This window comes from Pseudomonas sp. NPDC090755 (assembly GCF_044769005.1).
GTDB lineage: Bacteria > Pseudomonadota > Gammaproteobacteria > Pseudomonadales > Pseudomonadaceae > Aquipseudomonas.
On record NZ_JBIVXC010000022.1, the window covers coordinates 22,077 to 37,152 of the forward strand.

The 15,076-nt window shown below is 61.7% G+C and carries 11 protein-coding genes; 4 read left to right on the forward strand and 7 right to left on the reverse strand.

Annotated features, from left to right (window positions below; genetic code table 11):
- Positions 1 to 3 precede the first annotated feature (3 nt).
- Positions 4 to 1,374: a DUF1329 domain-containing protein gene (locus tag ACIQUS_RS23885; protein ID WP_403052462.1), complete on the forward strand. Its 1,371-nt coding sequence runs from the start codon at positions 4 to 6 to the stop codon at positions 1,372 to 1,374.
- Between the two features lie 103 nt (positions 1,375 to 1,477).
- On the opposite strand, the gene ACIQUS_RS23890 is transcribed toward ACIQUS_RS23885, so the two are convergent.
- Together ACIQUS_RS23890 and ACIQUS_RS23895 are read right to left on the reverse strand one after the other, a co-directional pair.
- Complete coding sequence (locus ACIQUS_RS23890) at positions 1,478 to 2,035, reverse strand: DUF1214 domain-containing protein (RefSeq protein ID WP_403052465.1); 558 nt, start codon at positions 2,033 to 2,035, stop codon at positions 1,478 to 1,480.
- Between the two features lie 140 nt (positions 2,036 to 2,175).
- A complete protein-coding gene (locus tag ACIQUS_RS23895) occupies positions 2,176 to 3,531 on the reverse strand; it encodes a DUF1214 domain-containing protein (protein ID WP_403052468.1) in 1,356 nt (451 codons plus the stop codon).
- 274 nt (positions 3,532 to 3,805) lie between these two features.
- Here ACIQUS_RS23895 and ACIQUS_RS23900 point away from each other — a divergent pair, with 274 nt between their 5' ends.
- A complete protein-coding gene (locus tag ACIQUS_RS23900; protein ID WP_403052471.1) occupies positions 3,806 to 4,366 on the forward strand; it encodes a TetR/AcrR family transcriptional regulator in 561 nt (186 codons plus the stop codon).
- A gap of 826 nt (positions 4,367 to 5,192) precedes the next feature.
- On the opposite strand, the gene ACIQUS_RS23905 is transcribed toward ACIQUS_RS23900, so the two are convergent.
- From ACIQUS_RS23905 to ACIQUS_RS23915, 3 genes are read right to left on the reverse strand one after another with little or no spacing between them, the layout of a single operon-like run.
- Entirely contained in the window at positions 5,193 to 6,596 is a 1,404-nt protein-coding gene (locus tag ACIQUS_RS23905; RefSeq protein ID WP_403052474.1) for an efflux transporter outer membrane subunit, read from the reverse strand.
- Positions 6,596 to 9,730: a multidrug efflux RND transporter permease subunit gene (locus ACIQUS_RS23910; protein ID WP_403052477.1), complete on the reverse strand. Its 3,135-nt coding sequence runs from the start codon at positions 9,728 to 9,730 to the stop codon at positions 6,596 to 6,598. Before ACIQUS_RS23910 ends, ACIQUS_RS23905 begins: the two co-directional genes overlap by 1 nt.
- A 15-nt stretch (positions 9,731 to 9,745) precedes the next feature.
- Positions 9,746 to 10,879 (reverse strand): MexC family multidrug efflux RND transporter periplasmic adaptor subunit, encoded by a 1,134-nt coding sequence (locus tag ACIQUS_RS23915; protein ID WP_403052480.1) that lies wholly within the window; start codon positions 10,877 to 10,879, stop codon positions 9,746 to 9,748.
- 94 nt (positions 10,880 to 10,973) lie between these two features.
- On the opposite strand from ACIQUS_RS23915, the gene ACIQUS_RS23920 reads away from it, so the two are divergent.
- Entirely contained in the window at positions 10,974 to 11,555 is a 582-nt protein-coding gene (locus ACIQUS_RS23920) for a TetR/AcrR family transcriptional regulator (RefSeq protein ID WP_403052482.1), read from the forward strand.
- Between the two features lie 62 nt (positions 11,556 to 11,617).
- Here ACIQUS_RS23920 and ACIQUS_RS23925 read toward each other — a convergent pair whose 3' ends face one another.
- Entirely contained in the window at positions 11,618 to 12,817 is a 1,200-nt protein-coding gene (locus ACIQUS_RS23925; protein ID WP_403052485.1) for a PucR family transcriptional regulator, read from the reverse strand.
- 293 nt (positions 12,818 to 13,110) lie between these two features.
- On the opposite strand from ACIQUS_RS23925, the gene ACIQUS_RS23930 reads away from it, so the two are divergent.
- Positions 13,111 to 13,980: a phytanoyl-CoA dioxygenase family protein gene (locus ACIQUS_RS23930; RefSeq protein WP_403052488.1), complete on the forward strand. Its 870-nt coding sequence runs from the start codon at positions 13,111 to 13,113 to the stop codon at positions 13,978 to 13,980.
- 131 nt (positions 13,981 to 14,111) lie between these two features.
- Here ACIQUS_RS23930 and ACIQUS_RS23935 read toward each other — a convergent pair whose 3' ends face one another.
- The gene (locus ACIQUS_RS23935; RefSeq protein WP_403052491.1) at positions 14,112 to 15,074 is read right to left on the reverse strand and encodes a WD40/YVTN/BNR-like repeat-containing protein; all 963 of its coding nucleotides are present in this window, start codon (positions 15,072 to 15,074) and stop codon (positions 14,112 to 14,114) included.
- Positions 15,075 to 15,076 lie beyond the last annotated feature (2 nt).

Consider the following 15,076-nt stretch of genomic DNA (forward strand, 5'->3'; position numbering starts at 1 on the left):
AGCATGACTACTCTCACCATGATGCGCACTGGCGCACTGGCGCTGTCGCTGCTGGCCACCAGCGTGATCGCCGCCGTCTCGCCGCAGGAAGCGCAACAACTGGGCACCACCCTCACCCCCCTGGGCGCGCAGAAGGAAGGCAACGCCGATGGCAGCATCCCGGCCTGGACCGGCGGCCTCAAGCCCGGTGCGGCGCCGGTGGATGGCAATGGCTTTCTAGGCAATCCGTTTGCCAATGAGCAACCCCTGTTCATCATCACCGCCGCCAACGCCGAGCAATACAAGGACAAACTGACGCCCGGCCAGCTTGCGCTGTTCAAGCGTTACCCCGACAGCTACAAGATCCCGGTGTACAAGAGCCAGCGAACCGCCGCCGTCCCCGAGGCGATCTACGCCATCGCCAGGAAGAGCGCGGTAAGCACCGAGCTGACCGACGATGGCAACGGCCTGCGCAACTTTGCCGACACCCGCTACTACCCCTTCCCCATCCCGAAAAACGGTGTCCAGGTGTACTGGAACCACAACAACCGCTATCGCGGTGGCAACATGCTGCGTCAGGCCGCCCAGGCGGCGCCTCAGGTCAACGGCGCCTACTCGATCGTCGAGTACGATGATGAGCTGAGCTACCCGCAGTACATGGAAGGTGTCGATGCCAAACAGGCCGAGAACATCTTTTATTTCTACAAACAGAGCATTACTGCACCCTCGCGCCTGGCCGGCAGTGTGGTGCTGATCCACGAAACCATCGACCAGGTCAAGGAGCCGCGTCTTGCCTGGGTCTACAACGCAGGGCAACGCCGCGTGCGCCGTGCGCCGCAGATTGCCTATGACGGTCCGGGCTCAGGTGCCGATGGCTTGCGCACCGCCGACAACACCGACCTGATGAACGGCGCGCCGGACCGCTACGACTGGAAGTTGGTGGGCAAGAAGGAGATTTACATCCCCTACAACAACTACAAACTATGGTCGCCGAGCCTTAAGTACGCCGACATCATCAAGCCCGGCCATATCAACCAGGACCTGGCCCGCTACGAGCTGCATCGGGTCTGGCACGTGCAGGCCACGCTCAAGGCCGGCCAGCGACACATCTATGCCAAGCGCGACCTGTACTTTGATGAAGACACCTGGCAGCTCGCTGAAGTCGATCACTATGACGGTCGCGGCCAGCTCTGGCGTGTGGCCGAAGGCTATGCGGTCACCGACTACGAGCGAGGCGCTCCGGCCTACGCCATGCAGGGCATCTATGACCTGATCGCCGGCCGCTACAACGTCCTGGCGATGATCAACGAGTCCAAGCATGCGACATACTATGGCAGGCAGACCCGCATGAACGACTTCACTCCGGCGGCCCTGCGCAACGCAGGCGTGCGATAGGAACAGGCGGTGGGAGCGGACTTGCCCCGCGACTGCGGTGCGACCGGCACACCGCAATCGCGGGACAAGCCCGCTCCTACAGGCCAATTGGCCGCCGTTTGATTCAGGAAGCGGGTTGTGCCTCAGGCAACTTCCACGAGCCATCCAGAACCGCCCTGTCCGGCTGATAGAAACGCACCATGTAGTTCCAGCCCGGCATGATCGGCAAGCAGTTGGCAACCGTCGCCGTGCACCCGCCAAAGCGAACCGACACCGTACCGTCTTCACCTTTGCGCGCCGTGAAGTTATTCAATGCATAGGCTTGCTGGTCATTTTTCTGGAATTGCCCCTGCGCGTTGTAAACGCTGATGGACCAGAAAGCCCCTGCAGGCACATCGGAAACATCCAGCTGGTAAGGGGTATTACCATCATTAAGCGGCGGCGTCACAACCTGGTAGTAGGCGTCTTTCTCCGGGTTGCCGCCCCAGGCCATGGCACTGCCGATCAGGTGGCGTACAGGGTCGACGTCTTCACGCTTGCCGAACATGCCGCGCGAATCAGTAAGGGTCGAGCCCAGCGCCAACAAACTCTTTCTTACTTGCGCCCGGCTGGCTTCGTCCCAGTTCGGCACCTGGAACTGCCCAGGCCCACCGTCCTGCCTGGCGACAATGGCATCCTGCAAGGCGGCAATTTTGTCAGGTCCTGCGGGTCGGCGGGGTTGATCAGGGTGCGATCGCCGCCACCAGTGCTTTCAATTGATTCATTGTTCTTGTCCTTATAATGGCAATGGCCGCGGCGCTGTGGCCGTGGCCTGGAAGCACTTCAGCGCTTGACCAGCGCAGGCGGGAAATAAGTGCCAGCGGCGACCGCGCCCTTGGCGCCGTAATAGCGCAGTACCAGCCTGAATGGCTGTCCCGCGGCAGTCGGCAGCCAATTGCCCTGGTTGACGCCTGCCGGCTGTTGCGGACCGAAATAGAGGGTCAGCGAACCATCCGCGTTGTATTTCAGGTCCGATTGGTTGTTGAGCAGAAAACGTCCCAGCGGATTGGGCAACACGCGAAAGTTTTTCGCATCGGTGGCGGTGATCGACCAGAAGTAGCGGGCGAAATGCTGCGGTAACTGGTCGGCGGGGATGGTCAGGGAATAGCTTTGGCCACCCTCGAGCAACTCGCCGGTGCCCGTTACGGCCGCCCGGAAGTAATGAACCTCTTGCTGGGTGTTGGCCCAGATGCCGCCATAGTCGACCAGGGTTCGGGTCAGATAGTCGCTGCCGTACGCGCCGGAGACTGCCGGGCGCATCCAGCCGTTGCGCACGGTTCCCGGCCCGAGCGTGACCGCCGACCTGGCCAGTGCAGGATAGGTACGGGTTCTGACCTGCTGATCGATATGCGCGCGCGCGGCCGGGTCTGCAACCTGCATGGCGATTGCCCGAACCTTGGCCTGCACGCCTTGCATGCCGGGATTCAGGTCCGGCTCCTGCAGGGCAACCTCAGCCCTGTCGAATGCCTCCACGCCAGGCAACGTGCTCAGCTCGAACATCAGCGCCTCTGGAACAGCCGGCAGCGTGGGCGTGCCGGTAGGGCGCAAGGTGAACTGCTGTTGCAGCCGCTCGGCTTGTTTCGCATCTGCCCCCAGCTCCACCCGCGACAGCATGCGCGCAGTGCGTGCCGGCAGATCGATGCGCTTGACACCAGCGGGCAGCGTAACGTTTGCGTCCTTCAGGCACACCGCAAAGTCGCCATAAGGATGATCGGGCTGACTGCGCTCATTGATATTGGCCAGTGTCTCGCCCCAGCCATTAAGGAATTGCACTGTGTAGTAGCGATCGGTGATTTTCGGCACCGATATCTGCACGCAACTGCGCTCGTCCAGGGCTAGCCAGGCTTCCGAATAGGCAACATCCAGGTTGGGGTTGGGCCATTCGACATCCCCCGGCTTGCGGTGCACGAGCTGGTTCCACTGCATCCCTTGCTGAAAATCCAGCTGTTGTTGGCGCAGCACCAGCAGACGACCCAGCAAATAGATATAGGCGTCGCTGACATCCTGGTCCGAAAACTCCTGCGCTTGCGGCCCAGCAATGCTTTGAGTGGCGTGGGCAAAAGAGGACTGCAACGCGGCCGTCAGGCATGAAACCGCAAAAACGCCTCCGGCAAGCGCCAGTCGCGATGATCGTTTCATTATTATTCTCCTTGGTAATCCATTCTCTGCAGCCCCCCCAGCTTATGCAGCAAGCAACCCGGCTCCACACCTCCCTTTTGGAGTGGGCAGTTGCAACACAAGGCTCGTGCAATCCTTGCTCCCCCGTTTGATTTGCATCATGAGATTCTGGAAGTGGTCGTCAGAACCAGTGCATTCCAAAATGCCTTAGTTGAATCATTATTTGATCAAATGGGTGTCATATACCCATGTTTGCTTCACAATGGTCGCACAACAGGCAGTGTGGAATATTCTGATGCACCTCCCGATCACCGACGAGCGTCTGCTCAAAGCGTTGGCCGATGCGATTGTCGTCCACCCCCGCGCCACATTGAAGGAACTGGCAGAGGCAGCAGGCGTCAGCAAGGCTACCCTGCACCGTTTTTGTGGAACCCGTGACAATCTGGTGAGCATGCTGGAAAACTACGGGGAACAGATCCTCACTCAAGTCATAGACAATGCTGACCTGGACAATCCCGACTCGGTAACGGCCCTCCATCGGCTCATTGTCGAACACCTCAAGCATCGAGAGATGATGATCTTCCTGTTGTTCCAGTACCGTCCGGACTCATTCGACGAGAGTGATGCAAGTCGCCCATGGCGGGCGTATGCGGACACCCTGGATGCCTTCTTCCTGCGCGGCCAACAGGCAGGCGCTTTTCGCATCGACATCAGCGCTGCCGTATTCACTGAAATGTTCTTGAGTATGGTGTACGGCATCGTCGATGCCGAGCGCCGCGGGCGGGCGGCCAGCGCTACGTCCGTTCAGACATTGGAACTGCTTTTCCTCGACGGCGCTTCAGCACCTTCTCGCTAATCTACCTTCGCGAGTCAGAAAAAAGGTTCTTCACGGATTGTCGGGGGGGCGCGGGCCAGGGTTGGATTGGGCTGGGGTGTGGAGGCTGTGGGCTTATCCGATTGATGCCGCGACGCTGCCGGCCCCTTCCGCCTTTACGGCGGGTTCCTTTTGTCTTGGCAAAAGGAACCAAAACCGCTCGCTCCTGCATACGGCCCTACGCTGCGCTTCGGGTACCCTCGCTACGGCACCTTCCGGGGCCACGCGGCACTACGACTTGCTTCGCAAGTCTACGGCTCGCGTTCTTCAGCTACGCCGAAGGTGCTGCGCACGGCCCCTACAGGCGCCTCCACTCGGCCTTCTGAAGTCGCAAATTGCGGCGTCTGAACCTGCCCGTATGAAGAGCAAAAGCAAAAGCCAGAGCAAAAGCGACTGCAAGTCGTTGTGTTCGCTTCGCGTGCGAAGCCTGTCTTGCCGTGGTGATTATCCACTGCACAATCGACTTTCGAAGATAAAGCCAGTTCAGGCGCCGCCCGTAACTTTGCGACTTCAGGAGGCTGAGTGGCCCCGGAAGACGCCGGAGCGAAGGGACCCGAAGCGAAGCGTAGGGCCGTATGTAGGAGCAGGCGGTTTTGCCTACTTTTTCCAAGAAAAAAGTAGGCCGCCGTAAGGGCGGAAGGGGCCGACAGCGGCGCCACATCGAATGGATAAGCACACCTTTCTAGCATCCACCCAACCCAACCCTGGCCCACGTCCCCCCGACAATCCGTGAAGCACCAAAAAAAAGGCTCCAGGGATTCGTGCCCTGGAGCCAAACGGCTGGACTCGCCAACCAAAGGAGGCAGTTTCAGCCCTTGCTCGGCCACCCGCCGCCGAGTGCGCGGAACAGATCGACCAAGGCCAGTTGGCGCTCGGTGCTGACCTCGATGAAGGCCGCTTCATTCACATAGCTGCTGCGCTGCGCGTCCAGGTAGCGCAGGTGGTTGTCCACCCCGCCTTCGTAACGTGCCTTGGCCAGCGCCAAGGTCGCACGACTGGTATCGGCCAGAGCCCGGCGCGAGGCTTCCTCGCGTCGCAGGGTGTCAGTGGCAGCCAGAGCATCGGCCACTTCACGAAAGGCGACCTGTATCGTGCCCTCATAAGCGGCCACGGCCCAATCCTTGCGCGCCTCGGCCAGGCTCAGCCCGGCACGGTTGCGCCCGGCATCGAATAGCGGCACCGACAGCTGCGGCATAAAGCTCCAACTGCCCGAGCCTGCGTCGAACAGCCCCGCCATCTGCGCACTGGACGTACCGAAGGTGCCGGTCAGGCTGATCCGCGGGAAGAACGCTGCACGCGCCGCGCCGATATCGGCGTTGCGCGCCCGCAGCTGGTGCTCCGCGGCGAGGATGTCCGGACGGCGTTCGATCAGCGTCGAAGACGTGCCTGGGGCGATGTCCTGCAGCACCATTGGCGCCTGCGAGCGCTCGTCTGGAATCGCCTTGCCCGCATCCGCGCTACCCAGCAACAACACCAGGGCGTTGTACGCCTGGCGTTGCTGGCGCACCGTGGACTCGCGCTCGGCACGGGACTGCTCGACCAGCCCCAGCGCCTCCTGATGATCCAGCTCGGTAGCCGTACCGGCCCGCAGCCGCTGGACAACCAGGGCCAGCGAATCCTCGCGACTGGCCAGGGTCTGGTCGGTCAGCGCCAGGCGCCGCTCGGCGCCGTCCAGCGTCAGGTAGGCCTGGCTCACCTCGGCGATCAGGGCGATGCGCGCGGCACGGCCAACCTCCTCGGTGGACAGGTACTGCTCCAGGGCCGCATCGCTCAGGCTCTTGACCCGACCGAACAGGTCCACTTCATACTCCGGCAGCGACAGGCCCACCTGATAGGCGCTGCCGACGCCCTCACGACCATCGCTCGCCAGGTCCGAGGGCAAATGCTGACGGTTGCCGGAAGCCCCGGCATTCAAGCCCGGTACCCGGTCGGCGCGCTGAATGCGGTACTGCGCACGGGCCTGCTCGATGTCGAGCAAGGTCTGACGCAGCGAGCGGTTGTTGTTCAACGCGGTTTCGACCAACTGGTGCAGCACCGGATCGACGATGAACGCCTGCCAGTCCAGTTGCTCCACCTGCCGCCCCTGATCGCTGACGGCATTGCCCCACTGCGCCGCTACCGGAGTCTCCGGGCGCTGGTAGGTCGGTGCCAGGGAGCAGGCGCCCAAGGTGAGGGCCAGCGTGAAGGGAAGAATAAGCGTACGCATGACCATCACTTCACGACCTCGACGGCAGCCTCAACGGGTGCAGGCTTGGGTTTACGCTTGAGCAGCGTCAGCACCCAGACAAAGCAAATTGGCACGAACACCACGCCCAGCAAGGTGGCACTGAGCATGCCGCCGATCACACCGGTACCGATGGCGCGCTGGCTCGCCGCGCCGGCGCCGGAGGCGATGGCCAGTGGCACCACGCCGAGGATGAAGGCCATGGAGGTCATCACGATCGGCCGCAAGCGCAGGCGCGCGGCCTCGATGGCGGCGTCGCGCAAGCTGTAGCCCTTCTCCCACAGTTCCTTGGCGAACTCGACGATCAGGATGGCGTTCTTCGCCGCCAGGCCAATGATGGTGATCAAGCCGACCTTGAAGTACACGTCGTTGGGCATGCCAGTGAGCATCACCGCCCACACCGCGCCGAGGGCACCGATAGGCACGATCAGCATTACCGTCAGCGGGATCGCCCAGCTCTCATACAACGCCACCAGCAGCAGGAACACCACCAGGATGGCGAGGGCGAACAGGCCGGCGGCCTGGCCGCTGGAAACCTTCTCCTGATACGACAGGCCAGTCCAGGCATAGCCGATTCCCGGCGGCAGCTCGCTGACCAGACGCTCCATCTCGGCCATCGCCTGGCCGGTACTGTGGCCTGGCGAAGCGTCACCGGCGATACGGATCGACGGGTAACCGTTGTAACGCACCAGCTGCACTGGGCCTTCTTCCCATTGGGTGGTGACGAAGGCGCTGAACGGCACCTGCTCGCCGTTGGCGTTTGGCGCATAGAGGCGCAGTACGCTTTGCGGGGTCATGCGCTCGCCCTGTTCGGCCTGCACCACCACGCGCTGCTGGCGCCCGGCATTGGTGAAATCGTTGATCACCGCCGAACCGAAGGCGGTGGCCAGGGTGCTGTTGATAGCCTCGAAGCTCACGCCCAGGGCGCGTGCCTTCTCACGGTCGATCTTCACGCGCAGCTGCGGTGCCTCGGCCAGGCCTTCCATCATTGCGTAAAGGATCACCGGGTTGCCGTTGGCACGGGCCAGCAACTGGTCACGGGCCGCCAGCAGCGCTTCGCGCCCCAGGCCACCGCGGTCCATCAGGCGCAAGGCGAAACCGCCCGAGTTGCCCAGGCCGTCAATGGGCGGCGGCATGACCGCAGTGATGGTGCCGTCGCCATGGGTTGCGAACTGCGCGTTGATCGCCGCGGTCTCGGCATCCGCTGATTGCTCGTGGCTACGCACGGACCAGTCCTTGAAGGTTGGGAACGCCAATGCCGCGTTGTCACCCTGCCCCGAGAAGCTGAAGCCGCTGACGATGAACGAGTGCTCCACCGCGTCACGGGACATCAGGAACTTCTCCAACGCCTCTGCGGTGTGATCGGTGCGTACCCGGCTGGCACCCGGTGGCAGCTGCACGTCGACGACGCTGTAACCAAGATCCTCCGCCGGCACGAAGGCCTCCGGCAGACGCAGGTAGGAATAGCCGAGCACCACCAGGATGCCGACATAGGCCAGCATCCAGCGGCCGGCACGCGCCACCAGTTCGCTGTTGAGCAGCGAATAGCGCTCGGTCACACGGGCAAAGCTACGGTTGAAGGCGCCGAAGAAACCGCCCTTCTCATGGTGACCCTGGGGTATCGGCTTGAGCAGTGTGGCGCACAGGGCCGGGGTGAAGGTCAGCGCCAGGAAGCCGGAGAACAGGATCGACACCGCCAACGACACGGAGAACTGTTGGTAGATCACCCCCACCGAACCGGACATGAACGCCAACGGCAGGAACACCGCCGCCAGCACCAGGGTGATGCCAATGATCGCCCCGGACACCTGCCCCATCGCCTTGATGGTTGCGTCCACCGGCGACAGGCCCTCCTCGGCCATCAACCGCTCGACGTTCTCCACCACCACGATGGCGTCGTCCACCAGGATGCCGATGGCCAGCACCATGCCGAACATGGTCATCATGTTCACCGAGAAGCCGAGCAACTTCATGATCATCAGCGTGCCGAGCAGGCACACCGGCACCACGATCGAAGGGACCAGGGTGTAGCGGACGTTCTGCAGGAACAGGAACATCACCAGGAACACCAGGACCATGGCTTCGATCAGGGTGTGGATCACCTTCTCGATAGCCACGTCGACGAAGCGCGAGGTGTCGTACGCAATCGTGTACTCGACATCGTCCGGGAAGAACTGTGACAGTTCGGCCAGACGTTCCTTGACCAGCGTCGCGGTCTGGATGGCGTTGGCGCCCGGTGCCAACTGCACCGCACCCGCCACGGCCGGGTTGCCATTCAGGCGTGCAGACAGGTTGTAGTTCTCGCTACCGATGGCCATGCGCGCGACATCGCCCAGGCGCACGCTGGAACCGTCCGGATTGGCGCGCAGGACGATGCCGGCGAAGGCCTCAGGGGAATCCAGGGTGCCCTGTACTGCCAAGGTCGCGGTCAATTCCTGCTCGCTGGCACCCGGTGTGCCGCCAAAGCTGCCAGCCGGTACCTGGACGTTCTGGCCACGAATCGCATTGTTGATGTCGTCGATGGACAGGCCATAGCCCACCAGCTTCTGCGGATCGACCCAGACCCGCATGGCCGCTTCGGAGGCGAAAAACTGCAGCTTGCCCACGCCGGGTACACGCAGCAGTTCGTTGTTGATGTTGCGTGCGGCATAGTCAGCCAGGGCCGTGGTATCGCCACCGCTGCCGGCCTTGCTGGTCAGGGCGTAGATCAGCAGGAAGCCGGAGCTGGCCTGCTCCACCTTGAGCCCCTGGGTCAGCACAGGCTGAGGCATACGTGCCTCGGCCTGCTTCAATCGGTTCTGTACATCGACCTGAGCCATGTCCGGATCGGTGCCCGGCTCGAAGGTCACTATCACCTCGGCCACACCGTTGGAGTTGTTGGTGGACTCGTAGTACAGCAGGCCCTTGGCGCCGTTGAGCGACTCTTCGATGATGCTGGTCACCGACTCCACCATCACCTTGGCCGAAGCACCGGGGTAGGAGGCAGTGATGGAAATCTGCGGTGGCGCTACGTTGGGGTACTGCGCCACGGGCAAGGATGGAATCACCAGCAGGCCCGCCAGGGAAATGAACAACGCCACAACCCAGGCGAAGTTCGGGCGATGGATGAAAAATCTAGACATCTCGCTTGCCTCGCATCAGTCAGCGGCAGCCGCTTGTTTCAGGGAAGGTGCCACCGGCATACCCGCAGCCAGCCCCGCCGGGCTGCCAACGATGACCTGATCACCCGGCTTGAGCCCCGCTGTGATCTGCCAGCGAGCGCCCTGCATCGCACCGGTTTGTACGGTGCGTGCTTCGGCGATGCCATTGGCGGCCACGAAGACCCGCGCCTGACCATCGCTGCCGCGCTGAACGGCGCGCTGGGGAACGAAAATGGCTTGGTTATCGGTGCCTTGAGGCGTGCGCACACGCACATACATGCCCGGCAGGAGGGTGCCGTCGGCGTTGTCGAATCGGCCGCGCAGGATGACCTGGCCGGTACCCCGATCCACCGTCACGTCGGTGAACATGAGCTCGCCCGATCGCTGGAAATCAACACCCTCCACGTGCGCCGTCAAACGCCCGCCGTCTGCCGCGAGCGTGCCATCCTTCACGGCTTGGCGCAGACGCAGTGCGTCAGCAACGGGCTGCGTGAAATCGACGTAGATCGGGTCGAGTTGCTGGATGCGTGCCATCAGCGTCGCATCGCCCTGCCCTACCAACGCGCCCTCGGTGACCAAGGCACGGCCAATACGTCCGGAGATCGGCGCGGTGACCGTGGCGTAGCCCAGGTTCAGGCGTGCGGTCTGCACATCGGCCTGGCCAGAACGCACGGCCGCCCGGGCGCTGTGCAACTCGGCGGTGGCGCTGTCGAAGTCCTGTTGGCTGATCGCCGCGATCTTGACCAGCGGTTCATAACGCTTCACCCGCGCCAGGACTTCCTGCTGCACAGCCTGGGCACGAGCCAGGTCGGCCTCGGCGCGGGCCAGGGCAGCCTTGAACGGCGCCGGATCGATCTGGAAGAGCACCTCGCCGGCGTTGACGTCAGCCCCCTCCTCGAAGCGCTTGTGCAAAACGATACCTGGCACCCGCGCCCGCACCTCAGCAACGCGCATCGGCTCAACCCGGCCCGGCAATTCAGCGGCCAATGTCACCTGCTCCGCTGCCAACGTCACGACGTCTACCGGGTAGCTCGCATTGGCTGCACCGTCCTGTTCTGCTGCGGGATTGCATCCGGCCAAGGCAATCGCCGCTGCCAGTACTCCCACTCTGATCGAACCTTTCTTGCCCATCACTCACCCGAGCCTTGATTGAAAACGGCTCGAATGCTACTTTCAAAATCATAATGAGTCAATTATGTCTCATTAAGTTCACGAGAGACTCCCGATGAACTCCCTGATCTCAGGTGTTGATTTCACAAGCCCACTTCTGCCAGACAAGCTAGTGAACGCCCTCTATGCGGCGGTCGCCTTACGACCAGGCGCCTCCATGGGCGAGTTGGCTGCGCTTGCTGGCATCAGCCGAGCGACCCTGCATCGTTACTGCGGTACAAGAAATAACCTGGATAGCCAGCTCGAACAGCACGCCAAAAAAGCCCTCCTCCAGATCCTTGGCCACATCGAACTGCTCTCCACGCAGCCGCTGGCTGCTGTGCATCAGCTGATCGAGGAGCATCTGGATCGTGGTGAACTGATTATGTTTCTAGCGTCCCGTTACCCTGTGCACACCAAAGCGCAACACGAGATCGGCCTGCCGTTCTACCTGGAGAAGCTCGATGGGATGTTTCTCAACGGACAACAGCAGGGCGTATTTCGTGTGGATGTCAGTGCTATGTTGCTGACTGAGATGTTCGTATCGCTGTTGCATGGCGCAGTAGATGCTCGCCAACGCGGCCGCATGCCAAGAGCGTGCAGAAAAATGCTGGAAAACACTTTTCTGCAGGGCATCGCGACGCGACCGCTTGATTGAGAGGTCGCGAACAGCAACAGCAGTGAAGGCGCGCTGCGACACCGAAAGGAAAGGGATGGAGGCTATTGCTCGCCGTCATCCAGCGGCGTACTCCAGATCACCAGCTCAAGCGCTGCGGCGATCTGGATGCGATGGTCGGCAAGCTCGACGGGCAGCAGGTGCTGGGCGCGCTCCAGCCGACGCAGCAATGTATTGCGGTGCGTACCCAGCACTTCAGCGGTCTGGGTGATATTACAGCCATTGGCCAGGAAGGCGTGCAACGAGCGCTGAAGCGCTGTGGGCTCGGTCGCCAACCGCCCCAGCGTACTCAAGACAAATTGCCTGGCCGCACGGGCGTCCTGGGTCATCAGGGACACCATCCTCACCTGATCGATCGTGGCAACGGCGGGGGCGCCAGCCAACCGGCCCATCAATCGCTGGGTGGTCAAGGCTTCCAGGTGTGATCGACGAAAGCCATTCATGCCCGCGCCGGCAGAGCCGATTGCCGCGCGTATCTTGGGAAACTGCCGAGCGACGCCTTGCAGCAGGTTCAGGTCCAGCGGCTTTGCCGCATTGCTCCAGACCCACAGGGTCGCGGGGCCGGCGAACACGATCAGGGGTGCTACCGTGCCCGTGAGATGCGCCAGCGCGCGGGCCATTTCCTCCAGCGGGCGGATCTCTGCGTCCGGGGTTTCGCTCCAGACGAGGCAGGCATGGTGCTTCTGAAAAAGGCTGTAGCCCAGTCGTCTGCTGAACTGCTCCGCCTCCACATCTCTGCCATCGAGCAACCGACTGACCAGGCTGCGTTTGTCGATAGGGTCGTCATGGGCCAGGGCGCTCTTTTCTTCCAGGATGATCTGGGTCACCACGCGCATGTTGCTGTCGATGAACTCCGAGATCGAGCGCGACGAGACGTCCAGGAACTCCTCGAGCACCACAGGATCCTGCGTCAGGCTGAACGCCATCTTCATCCACAGCTCCCAGGCTGTGTTTTGTGTCGACCTTGCGACATTCATCAGCAGTTCGGACAAACCCCTGCGGGCAAGCTCCCTGGCCGTGTCCACCATGTCGGCAGACACGTAGGCTTCCACCGGCTCTCCAGGGCGCTGCAGATTGGCATTCGCCCAGTGCAGCAACTCTGCCCGATTGGCGCGCCGGCACGCCGCGAGGATGACCGGGTCCTCCAGCAGCTTCGCATCGTCCGGTGAAGAGAAAAGCGACTGGTTCAGGCGCTCGACCCACTCCGGCGGTAGCGTCTGAGCGAGCTCGGCGCCTTTGCGCATGAGTTCACGAACGGCTTCCGAAGGGCGTGGCCAGGGGGATGGCGTGCTGGTCATGGGCAGTGCAAATCACTCAAAAATACGAAGGGAAATGGTGCAGTTTGTACCTTGGCGTGAGGCAAGGGGAAACCTAGCATGAACTCACTGCCTGAACAAAAAATACAAGGAGGCACCGTGACGCTCCCTGTTCTTTTTTTGGGTTTAGCGCAGTGGCAAGCGGGCGTGTTTTTTGATGCCCGTTGATGGGGCATCAATCCGCCTGCGCCAACCGTTCCTTTCAATCTGGAGTGTTCTCAATGTCAGCCTCTCGTGACGCCTTGCCAAGTCTGCCCATCGTAAACCGATCGACTTCCGCGCAAGAGATTGTTCTGCTGAGTGACCAAGCGGGTGCGGTCATCATCCGTAATTTCATGACACCTGAACATGTAGCAAGAATCAACGACGAACTCGAAGCACCACTTGCCGCGCTCGATGCAGGCTCCAAGCACGAACACGAATTGATTGCAGCGTTCCATGGTCATCAAACCAAACGGCTGACCAACCTCGTTACTCACAGCAAAACCTTTCGTGAGGAAATCCTGGATGACGACCTTTTTCACGAGTTGGGACGCGTGCTTTTTGAGCCGGAGTGCGGTGATTGGTGGTTGACAACGGCCCAGCTGATCGAGATCGGCCCAGGCAACAAAGCTCAGATGTTGCATCGTGACATGGCGCAGTACCAACCGTTTGTGACCATGAACAAGCATGCGCCACGCACCATTACGAACCTGATGCTGGCGCTAACGGATTTCACCGAGGAAAACGGCGCTACGCGCTTGATTCCGGGGAGCCAGGACTGGGATGACTTCGAAGATGTCGGGACCCCGGAGATGACGATCCCAGCCCTGTTGAAGGCTGGGGATGCCGTGCTGTTCAGCGGGAAAGTCGTTCATGGTGGCGGGGCCAACGTAACAACTGACTATTACCGTCGCGGGCTCACGATTCCGATGCAGGCCTCGATCATTACACCTGAAGAAGCCTATCCGTTGATCGTGCCGCTTGAGGTGGTCAGGACGCTTTCCCCACGCGTGCAGAAGATCCTCGGTTTCCGTTCTCAATACCCCAATGGCAGCCCTGGCCTGTGGCAACATAACTACGCCGACTTGGCGGATTATCTCCAGCTCTAGAAACACAGACAATGAAAGAGGCCAGGCATCGTCTTGCGATGCCTGGCCTCTGCACGAGTGGCGGTAAACGCCTCATGGCTTGCGTACCACAGGCAGTTCGCCCGTTGGCGCGCAGGGCCATGAGCAACCCTTCACTCCTGGTAGGGCACTACTCCGCGACGTGAAAACAGAACAGGTGCTCCATCGGCATTGAACAGCGCCGCCGTCAGCGAGACACCATCAGCGGACTGTTTTTCCTGGAAACTGTGTCCACCATCGCTGCTCTGTACCATCAGCCCATCCAGCCCAACCGCCAGCACGTCAGGGCCCGCTACCGCGACAGAGGTGACAGAGCCTTTGCTTTGCGTTGGCACTCTGCGAAAGACCTTGTCACTCACTGAGCCGTGCAACAGTGTCCCACGCTGGCCACCAAGCAGCAGACGCCCATCGGCCAGTACCGCGCCAGACCAAAGGGTGCCTTCGTAGCCGGTATCCAGATAACGCCAGCTTTTTCCATGGTCTTCGGAGTGCAACACTTGCCCATGCTCGGCCGTAGCGTAAAGCGTGTTGCGGCTATCGGCAAAAAGCCCCATCAGGTTGAGGTCGGCCCTCTTCGCGCCTGGTGGTGCCTGCAACGGCTGCTCCGTCCACGTCTTCCCACCATCTTCGGTCGTCATCAGCAAAGACCAGAGGCCTACCGCAACGCCGTGCTGGGCATTGAAAAAGTGCACTGCAAACAGCGGTCGATCCTCGGCAGTGGAGAGGCGCTGGACCTGCCAGGACTCTCCGCCATCCGTGGTGGACAGGATCGCGCCCCAGTGACCAACCGCCCACCCCCGCTTGGCATCCACGAAGGACACCCCCGTCAACGGTGTGGACAGCGGTACCGAGTTCGCCTGACGGAAATTTTTACCGTGATCATCGGACAGCAACACAACGCCGTGGTCGCCGACAGCGACCACGCGCTCCCCGGCCCACGTGGCATCCAGCATGGTGGCCTGCGTGGCATTGCTCGCCTGCGCGGCCGGCACGGCCTGCAACGGCGCGGCCTGTAGAGACATCAGTGGCAGTGCTGCAACAAGCAAGGCCGCGGTAAATGAACCTATGTATCGCATGC

Excerpts from the sequence above, each read along its gene's own strand:
- ACIQUS_RS23885 (WP_403052462.1), top strand. The coding sequence starts at position 4 with ATGACTACTCTCACCATGATGCGCACTGGCGCACTGGCGCTGTCGCTG.
- ACIQUS_RS23895 (WP_403052468.1), bottom strand. The coding sequence starts at position 3,531 with ATGAAACGATCATCGCGACTGGCGCTTGCCGGAGGCGTTTTTGCGGTT.
- ACIQUS_RS23900 (WP_403052471.1), top strand. The coding sequence starts at position 3,806 with ATGCACCTCCCGATCACCGACGAGCGTCTGCTCAAAGCGTTGGCCGAT.
- ACIQUS_RS23905 (WP_403052474.1), bottom strand. The coding sequence starts at position 6,596 with ATGGTCATGCGTACGCTTATTCTTCCCTTCACGCTGGCCCTCACCTTG.
- ACIQUS_RS23910 (WP_403052477.1), bottom strand. The coding sequence starts at position 9,730 with ATGTCTAGATTTTTCATCCATCGCCCGAACTTCGCCTGGGTTGTGGCG.
- ACIQUS_RS23915 (WP_403052480.1), bottom strand. The coding sequence starts at position 10,879 with ATGGGCAAGAAAGGTTCGATCAGAGTGGGAGTACTGGCAGCGGCGATT.
- ACIQUS_RS23920 (WP_403052482.1), top strand. The coding sequence starts at position 10,974 with ATGAACTCCCTGATCTCAGGTGTTGATTTCACAAGCCCACTTCTGCCA.
- ACIQUS_RS23925 (WP_403052485.1), bottom strand. The coding sequence starts at position 12,817 with ATGCGCAAAGGCGCCGAGCTCGCTCAGACGCTACCGCCGGAGTGGGTC.
- ACIQUS_RS23930 (WP_403052488.1), top strand. The coding sequence starts at position 13,111 with ATGTCAGCCTCTCGTGACGCCTTGCCAAGTCTGCCCATCGTAAACCGA.
- ACIQUS_RS23935 (WP_403052491.1), bottom strand. The coding sequence starts at position 15,074 with ATGCGATACATAGGTTCATTTACCGCGGCCTTGCTTGTTGCAGCACTG.